At 66.2% G+C, this 14,053-nt stretch carries 13 protein-coding genes and 2 tRNA genes; 2 read left to right on the top strand and 13 right to left on the bottom strand.

Annotated features, from left to right (window positions below):
• Positions 1–160: 160 nt before the first annotated feature.
• The gene (locus tag Afe05nite_RS29690; RefSeq protein ID WP_203820542.1) at positions 161–832 is read left to right on the top strand and encodes a hypothetical protein; all 672 of its coding nucleotides are present in this window, start codon (positions 161–163) and stop codon (positions 830–832) included.
• A 69-nt stretch (positions 833–901) separates the two neighbouring features.
• On the opposite strand, the gene Afe05nite_RS29685 is transcribed toward Afe05nite_RS29690, so the two are convergent.
• Together Afe05nite_RS29685 and fabG are read right to left on the bottom strand one after the other, a co-directional pair.
• Positions 902–1,315, bottom strand: a complete 414-nt coding sequence (locus tag Afe05nite_RS29685) for a helix-turn-helix domain-containing protein (protein ID WP_203820541.1) — start codon at positions 1,313–1,315, stop codon at positions 902–904.
• Between the two features lie 46 nt (positions 1,316–1,361).
• Positions 1,362–2,066, bottom strand: coding sequence for a 3-oxoacyl-ACP reductase FabG (gene fabG / locus Afe05nite_RS29680; RefSeq protein ID WP_203820540.1), 705 nt, complete (start codon positions 2,064–2,066; stop codon positions 1,362–1,364).
• Between the two features lie 336 nt (positions 2,067–2,402).
• Here fabG and Afe05nite_RS29675 point away from each other — a divergent pair, with 336 nt between their 5' ends.
• Positions 2,403–3,263: a helix-turn-helix transcriptional regulator gene (locus Afe05nite_RS29675; RefSeq protein ID WP_203820539.1), complete on the top strand. Its 861-nt coding sequence runs from the start codon at positions 2,403–2,405 to the stop codon at positions 3,261–3,263.
• Here the strand turns inward: Afe05nite_RS29675 and Afe05nite_RS29670 are convergent, their stop codons facing one another.
• From Afe05nite_RS29670 to cmk, 11 genes are all read right to left on the bottom strand, one after another.
• Positions 3,264–4,181, bottom strand: a complete 918-nt coding sequence (locus Afe05nite_RS29670) for an MBL fold metallo-hydrolase (protein ID WP_275407523.1) — start codon at positions 4,179–4,181, stop codon at positions 3,264–3,266.
• Positions 4,182–4,456: 275 nt separating this feature from the next.
• On the bottom strand, positions 4,457–6,901 hold the full coding sequence (locus Afe05nite_RS29665; RefSeq protein WP_203820537.1) for a phage/plasmid primase, P4 family: 2,445 nt from the start codon (positions 6,899–6,901) through the stop codon (positions 4,457–4,459).
• A gap of 228 nt (positions 6,902–7,129) precedes the next feature.
• Positions 7,130–7,426: a helix-turn-helix domain-containing protein gene (locus Afe05nite_RS29660; protein WP_203820536.1), complete on the bottom strand. Its 297-nt coding sequence runs from the start codon at positions 7,424–7,426 to the stop codon at positions 7,130–7,132.
• Positions 7,427–7,952: 526 nt separating this feature from the next.
• Positions 7,953–8,087: transfer RNA gene (locus tag Afe05nite_RS29655), tRNA-Ala, on the bottom strand.
• Between the two features lie 4 nt (positions 8,088–8,091).
• Complete coding sequence (locus Afe05nite_RS29650) at positions 8,092–9,165, bottom strand: hypothetical protein (RefSeq protein ID WP_203820535.1); 1,074 nt, start codon at positions 9,163–9,165, stop codon at positions 8,092–8,094.
• A gap of 121 nt (positions 9,166–9,286) precedes the next feature.
• Positions 9,287–9,547, bottom strand: coding sequence for a hypothetical protein (locus Afe05nite_RS29645; RefSeq protein ID WP_203820534.1), 261 nt, complete (start codon positions 9,545–9,547; stop codon positions 9,287–9,289).
• Between the two features lie 16 nt (positions 9,548–9,563).
• On the bottom strand, positions 9,564–10,520 hold the full coding sequence (locus tag Afe05nite_RS29640) for a tyrosine-type recombinase/integrase (RefSeq protein WP_203820533.1): 957 nt from the start codon (positions 10,518–10,520) through the stop codon (positions 9,564–9,566).
• A 226-nt stretch (positions 10,521–10,746) separates the two neighbouring features.
• Positions 10,747–11,709, bottom strand: coding sequence for a tyrosine-type recombinase/integrase (locus Afe05nite_RS29635; RefSeq protein WP_203820532.1), 963 nt, complete (start codon positions 11,707–11,709; stop codon positions 10,747–10,749).
• 116 nt (positions 11,710–11,825) lie between these two features.
• A tRNA-Pro gene (locus tag Afe05nite_RS29630) sits at positions 11,826–11,899 on the bottom strand.
• 50 nt (positions 11,900–11,949) lie between these two features.
• Positions 11,950–13,335 (bottom strand): ribosome biogenesis GTPase Der, encoded by a 1,386-nt coding sequence (gene der / locus Afe05nite_RS29625; protein ID WP_203820531.1) that lies wholly within the window; start codon positions 13,333–13,335, stop codon positions 11,950–11,952.
• Complete coding sequence (cmk, locus tag Afe05nite_RS29620) at positions 13,332–14,012, bottom strand: (d)CMP kinase (protein WP_203820530.1); 681 nt, start codon at positions 14,010–14,012, stop codon at positions 13,332–13,334. Before cmk ends, der begins: the two co-directional genes overlap by 4 nt.
• Between the last annotated feature and the right edge of the window lie 41 nt (positions 14,013–14,053).

The following is a 14,053-nucleotide window of genomic DNA, read 5'->3' as shown; positions in this document are numbered from 1 at the left end:
CGTTCGGGGTAGCTGTCCGGGGCTGTCCGGGGCTGTCCTTCTGGCTGCGAATTCGGTCTCCTTGACACGGTGCCGCGCAGGTGGATAGGTAACTTTGCGATAGCTGTGGGTCCGCTGTGGACGCCGGCCGCCGGGCCTGAGTGAGGGGAGGTAGCCACGGATGGTGCTGACAACGCACCAGCTGCTGCAGCCCGAGATGGGCCTACGGCTACCGTTGGACGTGCGCGCGGCACTGCTGGAAATGGGGACGGCCTGCAACCAGGCGGCCGTTCATCTGCACCAGGCGCTGACATTCACGCTGCAGGTCGAGTGCGCTTTGGAGGCCCAGCGGACAGGCTGTCAGGCGGGGGCGCTGCTCCAGCAGGTCACCGACGATCTCAGGCGTCTCGCTGACCAGAACTTCGAGCAGGCGATCATCGTCCTGGCCAAAGCCGGCACGGTCTATGCCGGGTATGCGTCGCAAGTGGCGGTCGCTGTGGCGGCGGGGGAGCCGCCGCCGCTTCCGGGGTCGCAGCGCATTGCACCGTCGGATCTCATCACCGCGGCCGGGCTGTACTTACCCGATGTACGCTTCTCTGACGACGACCCCGAGTCGCGAGTCGTTGCAGAGCAGAACGAGATGATCAGTGAAGCTCGCCAGCATCTCCTCAATCTGATCACGCACCAAATGCAGGGCGCTCCGTCCGATGCGTACGACGACATCGCCACCGTCGTTGCAGGCAACGACGGTGGCGAGAATCGGCTCGCAGAGTTTCCGGCCGCGTTGCACACGTACGCCAGCGTGCTCGTCTGGGCATTAAGCGTCTTCAGCGGTGTCAAGCACGACGGCTGACGCGATACCCCGATTGATAGCTGTGGCCGGCCGTCACAGCGCACGCCACTCGTGCGCGGGTCGCCCCGGCTAGAAGACGAAGTCGCGATCGACGGGCAGTCCAAGGCTGGTCACGTCGATCTCGAGGGCGGCGGCGATCAGGTGCAGGCTGTACTGATTCGGCCGCTTGCGATCGTTTTCCCACTTGCTGATCATGATCAACAGCGAGTGAAGGGCAGCGACACCGCGATGTTTGGCGCCGACCTCGCGGATGCGATGCGCCAGTTGCAGCTGGGACCACTGTTTGGCCAGGCGAGCCCGACGCAACCGCCGGCCGTAGGTGAGATCGTCCTCCGAGTCGTTGTCGGCCATCCTGGCCGGCGCCATTCCCGCTTCCTCTCCTTTCTCATCAGTTTTGAGAGCGGAACTCATCGACCGTGATTCCGCATGCTCAGCCTGCGTCGTCGCCGGTTTGTCGCCGGTGCTCAGCACATCGTCCCCCATGGTGATGTCGGCTCTTGCAGGTTGGGGCCCGTGCCTACCGGGCACGTCAGTGCCCCATGCCGGCGCCTCCGTCGACGGGGATGATGGCACCGGAGATGTAGGCGGCTCCGTCACTGGCGAGGAAGGACACGGCCGCAGCGATCTCTTCCGGCTGGGCGGCCCGGCCCAGCGGGATCTGCGAACGCATGTGCTCGCGCTGACTTTCGGTCAGCGACGCGGTCATGTCCGTCTCGGTGTAGCCGGGAGCGACCACGTTGGCGGTGATATTGCGGCTGCCGAACTCACGCGTCAGCGACCTGGACACTCCGATAAGGCCCGCCTTAGAGGCTGCGTAGTTGACTTGGCCGGCCTCTCCACGGAGCGCCACTGCCGATGAGATGAAGATCAACCGTCCCCACCGAGCGCGCAGCATCGCGCGACTGGCTCGCTTGGCCACGCGGAACGCTCCCGTCAGGTTGGCGTCGAGAACGTCGGTGAAGTCCTCGTCGTCCATGCGCATCACCAGCTTGTCGCGGGTAACGCCGGCAGCTACGACAACGATTTCCACCGCACCGAGTTCGCGTTCGACATGGGCGAAGGCATCGTCCACCGATGCAGTGTCGCGCACATCACAGTGGACAGAACTGATGTCTGCCGGTGGCGTCGAGTCACGGTAGGTGACGGCAACCCGGTGTCCGTCCTTGACCAACTCGTGAGCTGTCGCGAGGCCGATGCCCCGCGCACCACCGACTACCAGTGCGGTTCGACCCATGGTTCTCCTTCCGCCATGCGTGGCGGCCAAATCCCAGGATCTGCTGGTCACAGTGCTTTTGACCATCGAGGACGCCCCCACGCCGAGATGAAGCCAATATCGTGCACCTTGCGGTGGCGCTTGACCACACACTGTGAGATCCACAGTGACACTGCCGGAATTGGGACTGACGACTTGTCACGCAGTGCGGCGGCCGCTTCCCGTCCGCTGGGCATGCATCGGTCGTCATCTTCCTGAAAGAGGTCTTTACGGATAGATCAACGCTGCTAGGTTCGGTCCTTTCTGTGAAGGACATTCGTACTTTGCATCCATGGCGACCACGCCCGAGGAAGCGCGATGACCTCTGAGCCCCCGACCGATGAGACGACGCCCCGCCAGACTCCGCCCGAACTGAGCGACGACCTCGCGCGCCACGTCCACGCTTGGAGGTTGCGGCTCAACCCCGACGAGATCCCCGGACTGCACGCATCGTTGCCTCGCAACCGCCGCCACCGCCGGGTGAGCAAGGAGACCGTCGCCGCGCTGACCGGCTACAGCGTCGGCTGGTACAGCGCGCTCGAGCGCGGAGTGCTGCAGAACTACTCCGATGACTTCCTCAACCGCGTGGCCTACACCCTGCGCTTGAACGAGGCGGAGAAGAGCATGCTGTTCTTCCTCGCCACCGGGCACGCGCTAACCATCACGGTCCACCAGTCGAGGATGCGATCCACTCCGACGATCCAGCGCATCGTCGACGCGCAGCCCTGGCCCGCCTACGTCAACGACGAGGCGTGGGACCTGGTCGCCTTCAACGAGCACATGAGCCGCTGGTTCCCGTGGGTCGAGGGCCACGAGAACAACATCATGCGCTGGGTCTTCACGTTCCCCGAGGCCCGCACCCAGCTGCACAACTGGGACACCGACTGGGGACCGCAGATGTTCGCCCAGATGCAGTTCGCTCAGGCGCGGCAACCAGAGAACAAGCGGCTCGCCGCCGTGATCGAGGAGATCCTCGACGTCAACGCGGACGCCCGGCGCTTCCAGCAACACCCGATCACCTACCCCCATCCCGACGGCGATCACCGCTACCTGCACCTTCCCCTGCACAAACGGCTGCAGCCGATCGAGCTGATCGCCTTCGCTCCCCTGCGTGCACAGGCGAGCCGGCTGATGATGCTCGTGCCGATCGAGCCCGACGGACCCAAGCGACCCCACTGACTACCTGGGTTCGGCGGCAGCGGTCTTCGCGAGCACATCCAGCAATTCGTGGGGCCCGTCACCCAGCTCGCGATATGCCGCAGCCATAGTGATCACCAGCCGCTCCGGATTGCCCCACCCCGCATACGCTGCGGGTAGCCTCCGCGGGTCGCCGGCCTCCCAGTACGGCAGGCCCGCCCCATAAGCCTTCCGTGCCCAGTCGGCAACCCATTCGAGGTAACCGCGGAACACGGCCACTCCAGCCTGGTCGGTGACAGGTCCGTGTCCCGGGACGACGTGATCCGCGCCGGTCTCCGCGATCCGGTCGCATGCGCTGATCCAGTTCCGGATAGGTCCGGTCCACATGATCGGATGCCCACCGATGAACAGGATGTCTCCGGCGAACACCACGCCGACGTCGGGCATGTGCACGATCACATCACCGTCGGTGTGTGCCGGTCCGACTTCTATGAGCTCGACCCGCCGGTTTCCCAGGGCCAGGTCGAGTTGACCGGTGAAGGTGCGGGTCGGGGGCGTCACCGTGATGCCCTCGAAGTCGAAGGCGCCGAAGTGCCGGCGCATGTAATCGCCCAGTGGTGTGGCCGGCGACCCGGGGCCGCTCAGCGCTGCCAACTCGGCCGGCTGCACCTCGTGCGCCATGCCGAGCCCGCACGCCGACGAGCCGACCACCTCCGCTCGCGGCAGCAGCTCGTTACCCCAGCAGTGATCGCCGTTCGCGTGCGTGGTCACCACCGTGCTGATCTCTACCCCCGGCGCGACCTCGGCGACGGCGGCCAGCAGTTCCCGCGTCAACGGCAGATCGAACTGGGTGTCCACCAGCAACCCATGCGCTCCATCGACGAGCAGGCCGCAGTTGCTCCACCCCCACGTGCCTGGCGGACTGAGATAGGCCCACGTGCCTCGGCCGAGCTGATGCATTCCTCGCCGGTATTCCAGACCCCCCATGCCGGACATCCTGGTGCAAGATCGGCGTGTGACACAACCCGGTGTATCGGCGTCAGTCACTGAATGATGTCGGCTTTCCGACAGAAGCGTCGTGGGTGACAGGTGACAGATCATCCCCGGTTGCAGGCTGACCGGCACCGTGCGCGCACCACATGTCCGCGCGCCCGCGCGCGCGATAGCCGTCAACCGGGAAACCCGGGAACATCTGTCACCTGTCACCTCTCGCCGGCGGCCGGCCGCCTGGTTGATCACGACTCGACCGGCAGTACGGCCTGGAGGTCATCGGCGTCCAGCAGCGCAATGCCGGTGTAAAAGCGCTGCCCCTTGCCGCCCCGGGCGTCGGCGACGCCGAAACGGCTCTGCAGCTCCTGCGTCAGGCGCTTGGCCGACACGGGCCGTTCGCCCAGTTGCTCGCACCACTGCTGATACGCCTCCCGTAGCACGCTGACCGCGGTCCGCACACCCGCAGACCCGGGCTGGCGGTGGCATTGCTCCTCAACGAAGCGGCCAACGGTGTCCTGATCCCGGGCATATGCCTCAGTGGCCGAGGACACCGACACCGGCTCGCGAAGCCCGCCCTGGTGATATGCCGCTGCCCCTGCGATGATCCACGCCAAGATTGCGGGTGCGTCCTGCGCCAGACGCTCGCCGAGCTTCTTGTCCTGCCGCTCCGGTGGTACCACGCGGTTGAACGGCAGTACCCGAATGCGCCTCCAGAACGCCGGCCCGCCCGCCCGGGCCGCCGGCAGGTGATTGCCGAGCAGCCACAGCGTGTGGCTGGGCTCGAACGTGAACCAGTCTCGCCGCATGAACCGCGCCGACAACGAGTCCCGACCGGTCAACTGCTTGACCCGCGCCTCAGCGAAACGCTGACCCTCATCTAGTTCCGCACACACCACCAACCTCGCACCGGACAGCTGCGCCAGCTCCGCCGGATGCTCAGCATGCTTGCGCACCATCAACATCTCCGACGACCCTGCCCGGGCATAGCCGTCATCGCCACGGCCCAGGGCATGCATCGCTGCTTCCAGCAGCGTCGACTTGCCATTCGCTCCAGGTCCCACCGCGAACGGAAGCAGCTGCTCAAGCACACTGCCGATGGCCGACACGCCGATCAGCCGCTGTACGTACCCCGCGAGCTCGTCGTCATCGCCGAAGGTGTCATGCAGGAAGGCGGTGAAGACTTCCGACCGCCGCTCGAAGTCCGCCGCCACCGCCGTCGATCGAGTGTGTAGAAGCCGCGGATCCGCGGCACTCACCTCGCCGGTCCGAAGGTCCACCACACCTGCTGGAGTGTTCAGCTCATAGGGACGGGCGTCCAGCGCGGCCAAGGACACGGTCACCGCGGGGTCCGAACGTGCCAGGCGCACTACGCCGGATACTCCGCCGGCAGACAACGCTTGAGATCGGAAACGACGCCAGCCGCCGGCGCTGGGCAACTGCCGAGCCAGTTCCCTCACGTACTCCCGGTGCCGTTCGGCGTCGTCCCAGACCCAGCGATGCCCCGCCCACAACAGCCAAGCTCCTCGTTGGGGGCAATATCGCAGCTCATGACCGTGGTGGGCGACCAGGGCGCGAGCCAGTCCGTCTTCCGTTGGTCCCCATGCTGCTGGCGGCGACACCGTTTCCCGGACGACGGGGGCGTGGACTGGCGCCGTTTCCCGAGGCTCTCGGACGCCTGAGCCTGTAGCCGAGTCATCCGGTGCCGGTTCCGCATCGAGTCGTCGACCGTATCCGTCGTTACGCAGCGCGCGAGCGGCCGCTCGATGGTCTCCGCCGTGGTGAAGCACCGCAAAGACGTGAAACTTCGTCAGGGGCGTCTCCGTCTCGAACACAGTGCTGCTGCTGAACACGAAGAGGCGATCGCGGTCGTCAGCGCGACCCGTCGTCGCAGAAACTCCAGTGCTCTTTCCCGGGCGGCGCCAATACCGCGTGCGTCCCGCCGTGTGCACGAGCGTCCACCCGGCGGGCACCAATAGGTCGCTCCAGTCCATACGCAGCTCGAAGTCATCGCCCGGCGTAATGCCCTGTCCCGTTGACGGCGGAGCCGGACGATGCGGCGCAGTGAGTGGCGGGGGCGGCATTTCATCAAGCGCTCGAACCGCGTCCAACAACGCCGCCCGTTCGGTCACGCTGATGACCGGAATGCGCGCGGGCGTTGATCCGCTAAGGGCCACCCACGGGCGGCGCGTTTCGTGCACGGTGCCGTTGGACGGGGCGACGATCGTATAGCCGCCTTCGCCCCGGGTTTCGGCAAGCGTCTTGATCTTGTCGGTTGCATCGATCGAGAGCTCGTACTCGGTAGCGGGTCGCCGTGCGAGTTTGAGGTTCCTATCGACCTCGGCGTCGCTGATCCTGTAAAGGATATGGACCCCTCCGGACGGTGTCCTCTCCCAATAACCGTGGGCCGTTACGCGTTTCCAAAGGTCGGCTAGGCCAGCTTGGGTAAGGAGGTCAATCAGCGCCTGCCCTAATCCCTCGTCGACTGCTCGTCCTTCGAGCTCGAGCATCTCAAGCCCCGAGGAAGAACTGCCACACACAATGGCCACTCCCGGAGGGTTACCCGTGAACCATTCTTCGACTTGTCTTCGGTCGGGCGGCGTGTGCATATAACTGCGCCATGGCACGAGAGGCGCTTTGCTTCCATCCGCACGAATGGGAATGACTGCGCAGCCCGCATCGAACCAGGCCATTGCTGCCGAGAGGGTGTCTGGTGTGCTATTCACTTAATCCCCATTGAGCTACTTGCGTGCATCGACGACATAGCGCCGTCGTGCCGCTGGCGGTGAAGGCGGCCCTGGGATACAGTCTCTGGGCGGTCAGGCTGCAATTTTCATTGCGGCCAGGGAGAGGTGACCCCCACAGAAATTCTTGTGGGAGTCAGAGCATTCCCGGCGCCAATAAGACCCGTATAAGCGTCTCTAGCGGCGCTGTCGCGCGCGCTCCCGAAGCACGCGTTGCACCGCACGCTCATGCCCCCGTTCTTGCTCCCGAACCTCCGCCGGCTTGACCGTGTGGCTGTCGAGGAGCTTCTGAACCTGCGCGGGAGTGAACTTGCGCTTCCTTGCGAGGTGTACGTGCTCGACTCGGCCATCACGGCACTGATCGGCGAGCCATCGTGCTGAGACCTTCAGCTTGGCGGCCACCTGCTCCACGGAGAAGTAGAGATCCTGGTCGGCGTCCCGGCGCTGCGGTTGCTGGGCATCCTGCTCTGCCATGCGTTCCTCCTGTCGTGTGGACGCCTGCGGTGCAGCCCGTGGAAGGCCCCGGCCGTAGGGCTGCACCGTTACGAAGGTGTCCCCGGCTGCCAGCCGGAGCCCCGAGGAAGGCTTGTGCTGGCTCTTCCGAGCCTTGCTGATCTGGGCGGCCGGGAACAGCTGCACAGGCCCTAACCGAGGCTGTCCGAGGCTGTCCCGGAGGCTGACTGGCCGCCTTGGCGACGGCCAGCGACAGCCGGCGAGATGCCTACGGGAGAATCGGGGCTCCACAAGAAGAGAATGTGATTTGGATCACCGGCGCCCATGATCTAGACAGCCTCTCCGGAGGCCGAACCGACGGTCAATGGTCGGTCTTTCTAAGGTGTTTCCACAGCTCAGAGGTGGTTTTCAGCCTACAATTGGACGCTTCTGAGACGTGGTACGGATCGCGCTTCAAGATCATCAGGTGTGCACATGTGTGCGCAAAAAAAAACCGCACCGTCTAACTTGGAGAGTCAGACGATGCGTTTTCCCAGTTCAGAAAGGGTGGAGCTGAGGGGACTCGAACCCCTGACCCCCACACTGCCAGTGTGTCGACGAGGTCTCGGGTGGCAGCACGCGGAGGCGCCATGTCCCTAGCGCAAGAATACGCGAGCGAAATGCATGACGCTCCGCCAGCTCCATAGTCACATCAAGCGGGTGTAGGCCTTCTTAGCTTGCTCCCGCACCGCCTCGCAGAACTGCGTGTCGGTGGCGGCGGCATCGCCGGCGTCGACGTACTCCTCGTAGACCAGGCGGCAGCCGTGGATGCCAGTGAGGAGATCTTCCAGCAGATCGAGAGCAGGTCGTTGTGGATCCAATACGGTCAGCCGCACGGGCGTTGGCTCGGCTTCCGGATCGTCGCTGTCGTCCCCAGTGTCATGCTCGACCAGGAGCGCACCGAGATCAGCGACAGAGCCTTCACCGACCTGAACCGCCCCGCGAACCATCTCCACCACCACGCCGTACGCGGTGTCGCTGAAGTCGAACAGCCGCAGCACCTCACTCGGCGTCTCCACCGGCAACGCCTCGATGTCGTCGGCGGCTTGCACCACCTCGTCCGCCGGCATGCCGGACACTTCGGCGACAACGTCCGCAGCAGCTTTGAGCCAGTGCGCGGCCGCCACCGATGCGGCGGTCGGGTCGACGTTCACGAACAGCTGCTCGCCGTTCAGCGGGTCCAGCGCCAGGACACCGTCGGCGGCGGCGACCTGGACGGGGTTCACGTCGGTGCGGCTCAACACCACCGCCTGCTGGGCTCGCCCACTGAGATCACCGCGTTCGGCGGACTCGACCGCTTCGATCTCCGCGGCGACGTCCGCGCTGACCGCCTCGAAAAGCTTCGCGTCGCCGATGGCGCGCACGGCCCGGCCGACGCTATGAGCCCATTCTTCGACCGGGTCGTAGCTCTCGATGATGGCGCCGCCCTCACCCGGCAGATTCGGCTCCTTGATGAAGCCGACCAGCTGCGAGAAGACCTCGCGGCTTTGCTCCCGCCGCCAGCCCTCACCGTTGCCGTCCGGGTCGTCGGTAGCCAGACCGGGATGGGTATAGCAGCGCCACAACGCTTCGGACAACGACGTCAGAGCCGCAGCGAGCCGCAACCGGTCCTCCCTCGCGGCGGCGGGCAAGGCGCCCACCACCGCCGCGCGTTGGCCTCGCCCTGTCGGCCAGATTCGCAGCAGCGTTCCGGTGTCCTCGTCGATGGCGTAGTTGGTCACGATGGTCTCCTTCTCAAGTGGACGCGAATCATGTCGCCTTGCTGATCTCGAACCACGGTGCCGCTTCGATCGTCGCGCAGAACCGCGGGCCGCAGCCGAGTTGGTACCTCGAACGGGGACATCAGCCATCACCGGCGCCCCGGGCGCGTGCCTTCGCCGAACGCTCCGCCAGCTGCAGCATGTACGCCCGCCGCGCGTGCAGCGCCATCGTCGTCCGGACCTCCGGCTCCAGCACACCGAGTGGATCAACCTGCTTCTCGAACCGTGCCAGGAACGATGCCGTCGCCGACGCCGTGCGGCCTTGCCGATCTGCTGTGTTCGCCCATGAGGCGTGCGCGGCGATCCGCGCCCGCCGTGACCGCTGCTTCGCCGTCAACGCCATGATTTGTCTCCCCCGTTCAGACTCGTTCGCCGATTCGCAGCCGCGCGTGGGTCGCTTGGGCTCGCTCGGCTGCCGCTGACGCGCCGTAGCGGCGGGGCATGTCGTCTGATGACCAGCCCAGCACCAGCATCAGATCGCCGGTGTCACCGCCGGCGAGCTTCCATTCGTGCGCGAAGTTGTGCCGCCAGCGATGCGCATGGACGTTGTCCACCCTGGCCAGGACTCCGCGCCGTCGGAGCATGAGCTTGATGCCGTTGCTCGATAGCGGCACTGCACCTCGAGCCGGCAACCACATCGCTGTAGATGAGGCTGCCTTGCGGCGGCTGCGCGATCGAAGGAACTTGGTCAGCGCGTGGCCGGTCTTAGGGCCGAACCGCACACGTCGGTCCTTCATCCCCTTGCCGTGGAATAGCAGCGAATCGCTGTTGAGGTCCACATCATCCAACTGAAGGCCCGCAACTTCCGACAACCGGGCGCCGGTGTTGTAGAACAGCCGGATGATGGCCTCGTCACGCAGCGATAGATAGTCCTTGCCCTTACAGGTGGCGAGGATCTTCGCGGTGTCGTCGTCGCCCAGGATCGGGATCAGCGTCTGGGCGGTCTTCGGCTGCCGGATCCGGTCCAGCGGCGAACGCTCCAGGTCTTCTTCCTCGGTCAGCCACCGGAAGAACTGCTGCAACCCCTTGTGCTTGTTCAACGCCGTCGACGCCGAGCGGGTCCGCACCATCCAAGCCTGGAACTCCTCGATGTGCCCCCGCTCGACCTCGGTCGGATCCTCCGCCGCGTCCTCGGCACCCAGCGGCTCGGCGTTGTCGACGAGGAAGCGGCTCAGCTGCGCACCGGCAAGGAGGTAGCTGTAGCGGGTGGTCTCCGGGTAGTTCCCGGAGCGCAGCATCCGGTCCCAGTCCCGCAGGTAATCGGACCAGGCGGGCGGAAGATCGCGGCAGACCTTCTGCAGATCGAGCACATCCACCTCGCAGACGCTTCGCCGGGCCGACACCGTGCATCCCTTGACTACGTACAAGGGCACGTATCGCACCACGAGCCAGTACGCGCGGCGCTCGTTCGATCATCCGAGCTGCGGCGCAACGGGCGATAGCTGTCTGCGGCTGTCCTCCCCTAACTCCTCCCCCACCACTCCCCTGGCGCCGGTCCGGCTGCGACGGCGACCCTACGCGCCGCCGCAGCCGGCGAATCGCTCAGACCCGCTCGCCGATGCCCATCTGCACCTGGAGCTCCTGCGCCCGCTCCGCCGCAGCACTCGCGCCGTACCGACGGGGCATGTCCTCCGACGCCCAGCCGAGAAGCAGCATGAGGTCGCCGGTGTTCCCGCCGCCCTTGTGCCATTCGTGGGCGAAGTTGTGCCGCCACCGGTGCGCGTGCGTATTCGTCACGCCGGCGGCGGCACCACGGCGCTTGAGCATCAGCTTGATGCCGTTCGGGGATAACGGCTTTGCGCCCTTCTCGGCCATCCAAAGCTGCGGGACGTCGGCGGCGCCTTTGCGCTTCGCCCGGGCCCGCAGATATCGCGCAATCGCTCGCGAGGTCTTGGGGCCGAACCTCACCCGGCGGTCCTTGGCGCCTTTGCCGTGCAGGTGCACCGACTCGGTGTTCATATCCAGATCGGTCAGCAGCAGATTGCCGATCTCCGACAACCGGGCACCAGTGTTGTAATACAGCCGGATCAGCGCCTCGTCCCGCAACGCCATGAACGTCTTGCCCTTGGTGCCATCGAGCAGTTTCTTCGTGTCGTCGTCACCCATGATCGGCACGAGTTTCTGCGGGGTCTGCGGCTGCTTCACCCGCTCCATCGGCGACCGGTCGATCTCCTCTTCCTCGAGGAGGTACTTGAAGAACTGCTGCAAGCTCTTGTGCTTGCTCAGCGCGGTCGACGGCGACCGGGTCTCGATCATCCACGCCTGGAACGACTCGACGTGTGCCTTGGTCACCAGGGTCGGGTCCTGGGCGGCGTCATCGGCGTCCGGATCGGGGGACTCGCCGGCCAGATACTTCGCCAATTGCGCGGCGGCCAGAAGGTAGTTGTAGCGGGTCGTCTCCGGGTGATTCCCGGCCCGCAGAGCGCGGTCCCAGTCGCGCAAGAAGCCGGCCCAGTCGCCGGACTCCAGACCGTCGCACAGTCGGTCGAGCTTCAGTAGGGGCATCTCTCGTCACCTGCCGAGTCAAGGGGTCTACAAGCGGCGTGCTCGATCCCGGTGACGTCGTCAGACACGAAAAAGGGGCTCCCACAAGTCTCTGACCTGCGGAAACCCCTTCGCTGTCGGGCTGACAGGATTTGAACCTGCGACCCCTTGACCCCCAGTCAAGTGCGCTACCAAGCTGCGCTACAGCCCGATGCCACCCGGCAAAAGCACCGCGCGGCAACCAGTACACCTTACCAAGCCCTACCCATGGGCCTTGCCGCGACCCCCCGGGCCGGTCTTCTTGCGGGGCTTGACGGAGATCTCGATCGGCGAGCCTTCGAAGCCGAACTCCTCGCGGAGTTTGCGTTCGACGAAGCGCTGGTAGCCGGCGTCGAGGGGGCCGGTGGTGAAGAGGACGAACCGGGGGGGTGCGATGCCGGCCTGGGTGGCGAACAGGATGCGGGGGGCTCGGCCGCCTCGGACCGGGTGGGGGGTGGCCTGGGTCAGCTCTGTCAGCCACTGGTTCAGGGCGCCGGTGGGGATGCGCTGTTCCCAGGAGGCCAGGGCGCGACGGATGGCGGGGGCCAGTTTGTCGACGGCGCGGCCGGTTTTGGCGGAGATGTTGACGCGGATCGCCCACGGGATGCGTTTGAGTTCGCGGTCGATCTCTTTGTCGAGGTAGAAGCGCCGGTCGGCGTCGACGAGGTCCCATTTGTTGAAGGCGATCACGAGGGCGCGGCCGGCTTCGACGACCTGGGTCAGGACGCGCTGGTCCTGCTCGGAGATCACCTCGCCGGCGTCCAGGAGCACGACTGCGACTTCGGCGGCTTCGACGGCGCCGGCGGTGCGCAGGGACGCGTAATACTCCGTACCCGAAGCCTGGTTGACTCTTTTGCGCAAGCCGGCGGTGTCGACGAATTGCCAGATGTCGCCGTCCATCTCGACGAGGCTGTCGACGGGGTCGACGGTGGTGCCGGCGACCGAGTCGACGACTGCGCGCTCTTCCTTGGACACCCGGTTGAGCAACGACGACTTGCCGACGTTGGGGCGGCCGACGAGGGCCACGCGGCGGGGGCCGCGGGGGCCGTCCTCGAGGATCGGCGGCGGGGCCGGGAGGTTCGACAGGATGTCGTCGAGCAGGTCGCCGGAGCCGCGGCCGTGCAGGGCCGAGATGGTGTGCGGTTCACCCAGGCCGAGGGACCAGAGGGAGACGGCTTCCAACTCGAGGTTCTGGTTGTCCGCTTTGTTGGCGACCAGGATGACCGGCTTGTGGCTGCGCCGCAGCATCCGGACGGCGGCCTCGTCGACGTCGGTGGCGCCGACGGTCACGTCGACGACGAAGACCACCACGTCGGCGGTCTGCACGGCGATCTCGGCCTGGGCCGCGATAGCGGCCGCGCGGTCCTTGGCGTCGGGTTCCCAGCCGCCGGTGTCGACGACCGTGAATCGGCGGCCGTTCCATTGGGCGTCGTAGGGGACGCGGTCGCGGGTCACCCCGGGCACGTCTTCGACGACCGCCTGGCGACGGCCGATGATGCGGTTGACAAGCGTCGATTTGCCCACGTTGGGGCGGCCGACGACGGCAACCACGGGAACCGGGCCGAGCGACGACGGATCGTCGAGTTCGGCGACGGGAAGCTCACTCACCTGGACACCTTGGAATTCAGAAGCGAAAGAAGATGGGCGACGACGTCGTCGATGCCCATGCCGGTCGTGTCGACCTCGACGGCGTCCGATGCGACCCGCAGGGGATCAACCGACCGCGACGAGTCAAGCTTGTCACGCCGGGCGAGGGCGGCCTCGGTCGCGGCGACGTCGGTGGCGTCCTCGGCGCTGCGCCGGGCGGCCCGCGCGGCGGCCGAGGCGGTCAGGTAGACCTTCAGGTCGGCGTCCGGCGCGACGACCGACGCGATGTCGCGGCCCTCGACCACGATGCGGGGGTGACCAGCGATGATGGCCTGCTGAAGGGCGACGAGCTGCTTGCGCACGGCGGGCACGGCGGCGACCGCGGAGACGGCGCCGGTGACTTCGGCGCCGCGGATGGGAGTGTCGACGTTGATCCCGTTGGCCGCGAAGTGCGGCGCGGACGGGTCGGTGCCGATCGACAATTCAGTCTCCAGGGCGATCTTCGTGATCGCGTCCGGGTCGGCGAGGTCGGCGCCGGCCTGCAGGACGGCCCAGGTGACGGCCCGGTACATCGCGCCGGTGTCGAGGTAGACGCCGTCGAGCGCGGCCGCGAGGCGCCGGGAAACGGTGGATTTGCCGGAGCCGGAAGGCCCATCGACGGCCACAACACACTTCTCCGGCCGTACTTCTTCCGCCACCGTTTCCCCCAGGTTTGTCAACCGGTCAAAACCAACCCTCC

The organism is Paractinoplanes ferrugineus, assembly GCF_016862195.1.
GTDB classification, from domain to species: Bacteria; Actinomycetota; Actinomycetes; order Mycobacteriales; family Micromonosporaceae; genus Actinoplanes; species Actinoplanes ferrugineus.
Note: the sequence above shows the minus strand (reverse complement) of the source record. Positions and strands in the feature narration are given on the sequence as shown.

Bases quoted from the DNA above. Each gene is read 5' to 3' on its own strand.
- fabG (WP_203820540.1), bottom strand. From the start codon at position 2,066: ATGGGTCGAACCGCACTGGTAGTCGGTGGTGCGCGGGGCATCGGCCTC.
- Afe05nite_RS29670 (WP_275407523.1), bottom strand. From the start codon at position 4,181: ATGCATCAGCTCGGCCGAGGCACGTGGGCCTATCTCAGTCCGCCAGGC.
- Afe05nite_RS29675 (WP_203820539.1), top strand. From the start codon at position 2,403: ATGACCTCTGAGCCCCCGACCGATGAGACGACGCCCCGCCAGACTCCG.
- Afe05nite_RS29665 (WP_203820537.1), bottom strand. From the start codon at position 6,901: ATGGCCTGGTTCGATGCGGGCTGCGCAGTCATTCCCATTCGTGCGGAT.
- Afe05nite_RS29690 (WP_203820542.1), top strand. From the start codon at position 161: ATGGTGCTGACAACGCACCAGCTGCTGCAGCCCGAGATGGGCCTACGG.
- Afe05nite_RS29660 (WP_203820536.1), bottom strand. From the start codon at position 7,426: ATGGCAGAGCAGGATGCCCAGCAACCGCAGCGCCGGGACGCCGACCAG.
- Afe05nite_RS29635 (WP_203820532.1), bottom strand. From the start codon at position 11,709: ATGCCCCTACTGAAGCTCGACCGACTGTGCGACGGTCTGGAGTCCGGC.
- Afe05nite_RS29645 (WP_203820534.1), bottom strand. From the start codon at position 9,547: ATGGCGTTGACGGCGAAGCAGCGGTCACGGCGGGCGCGGATCGCCGCG.
- Afe05nite_RS29685 (WP_203820541.1), bottom strand. From the start codon at position 1,315: ATGGGGGACGATGTGCTGAGCACCGGCGACAAACCGGCGACGACGCAG.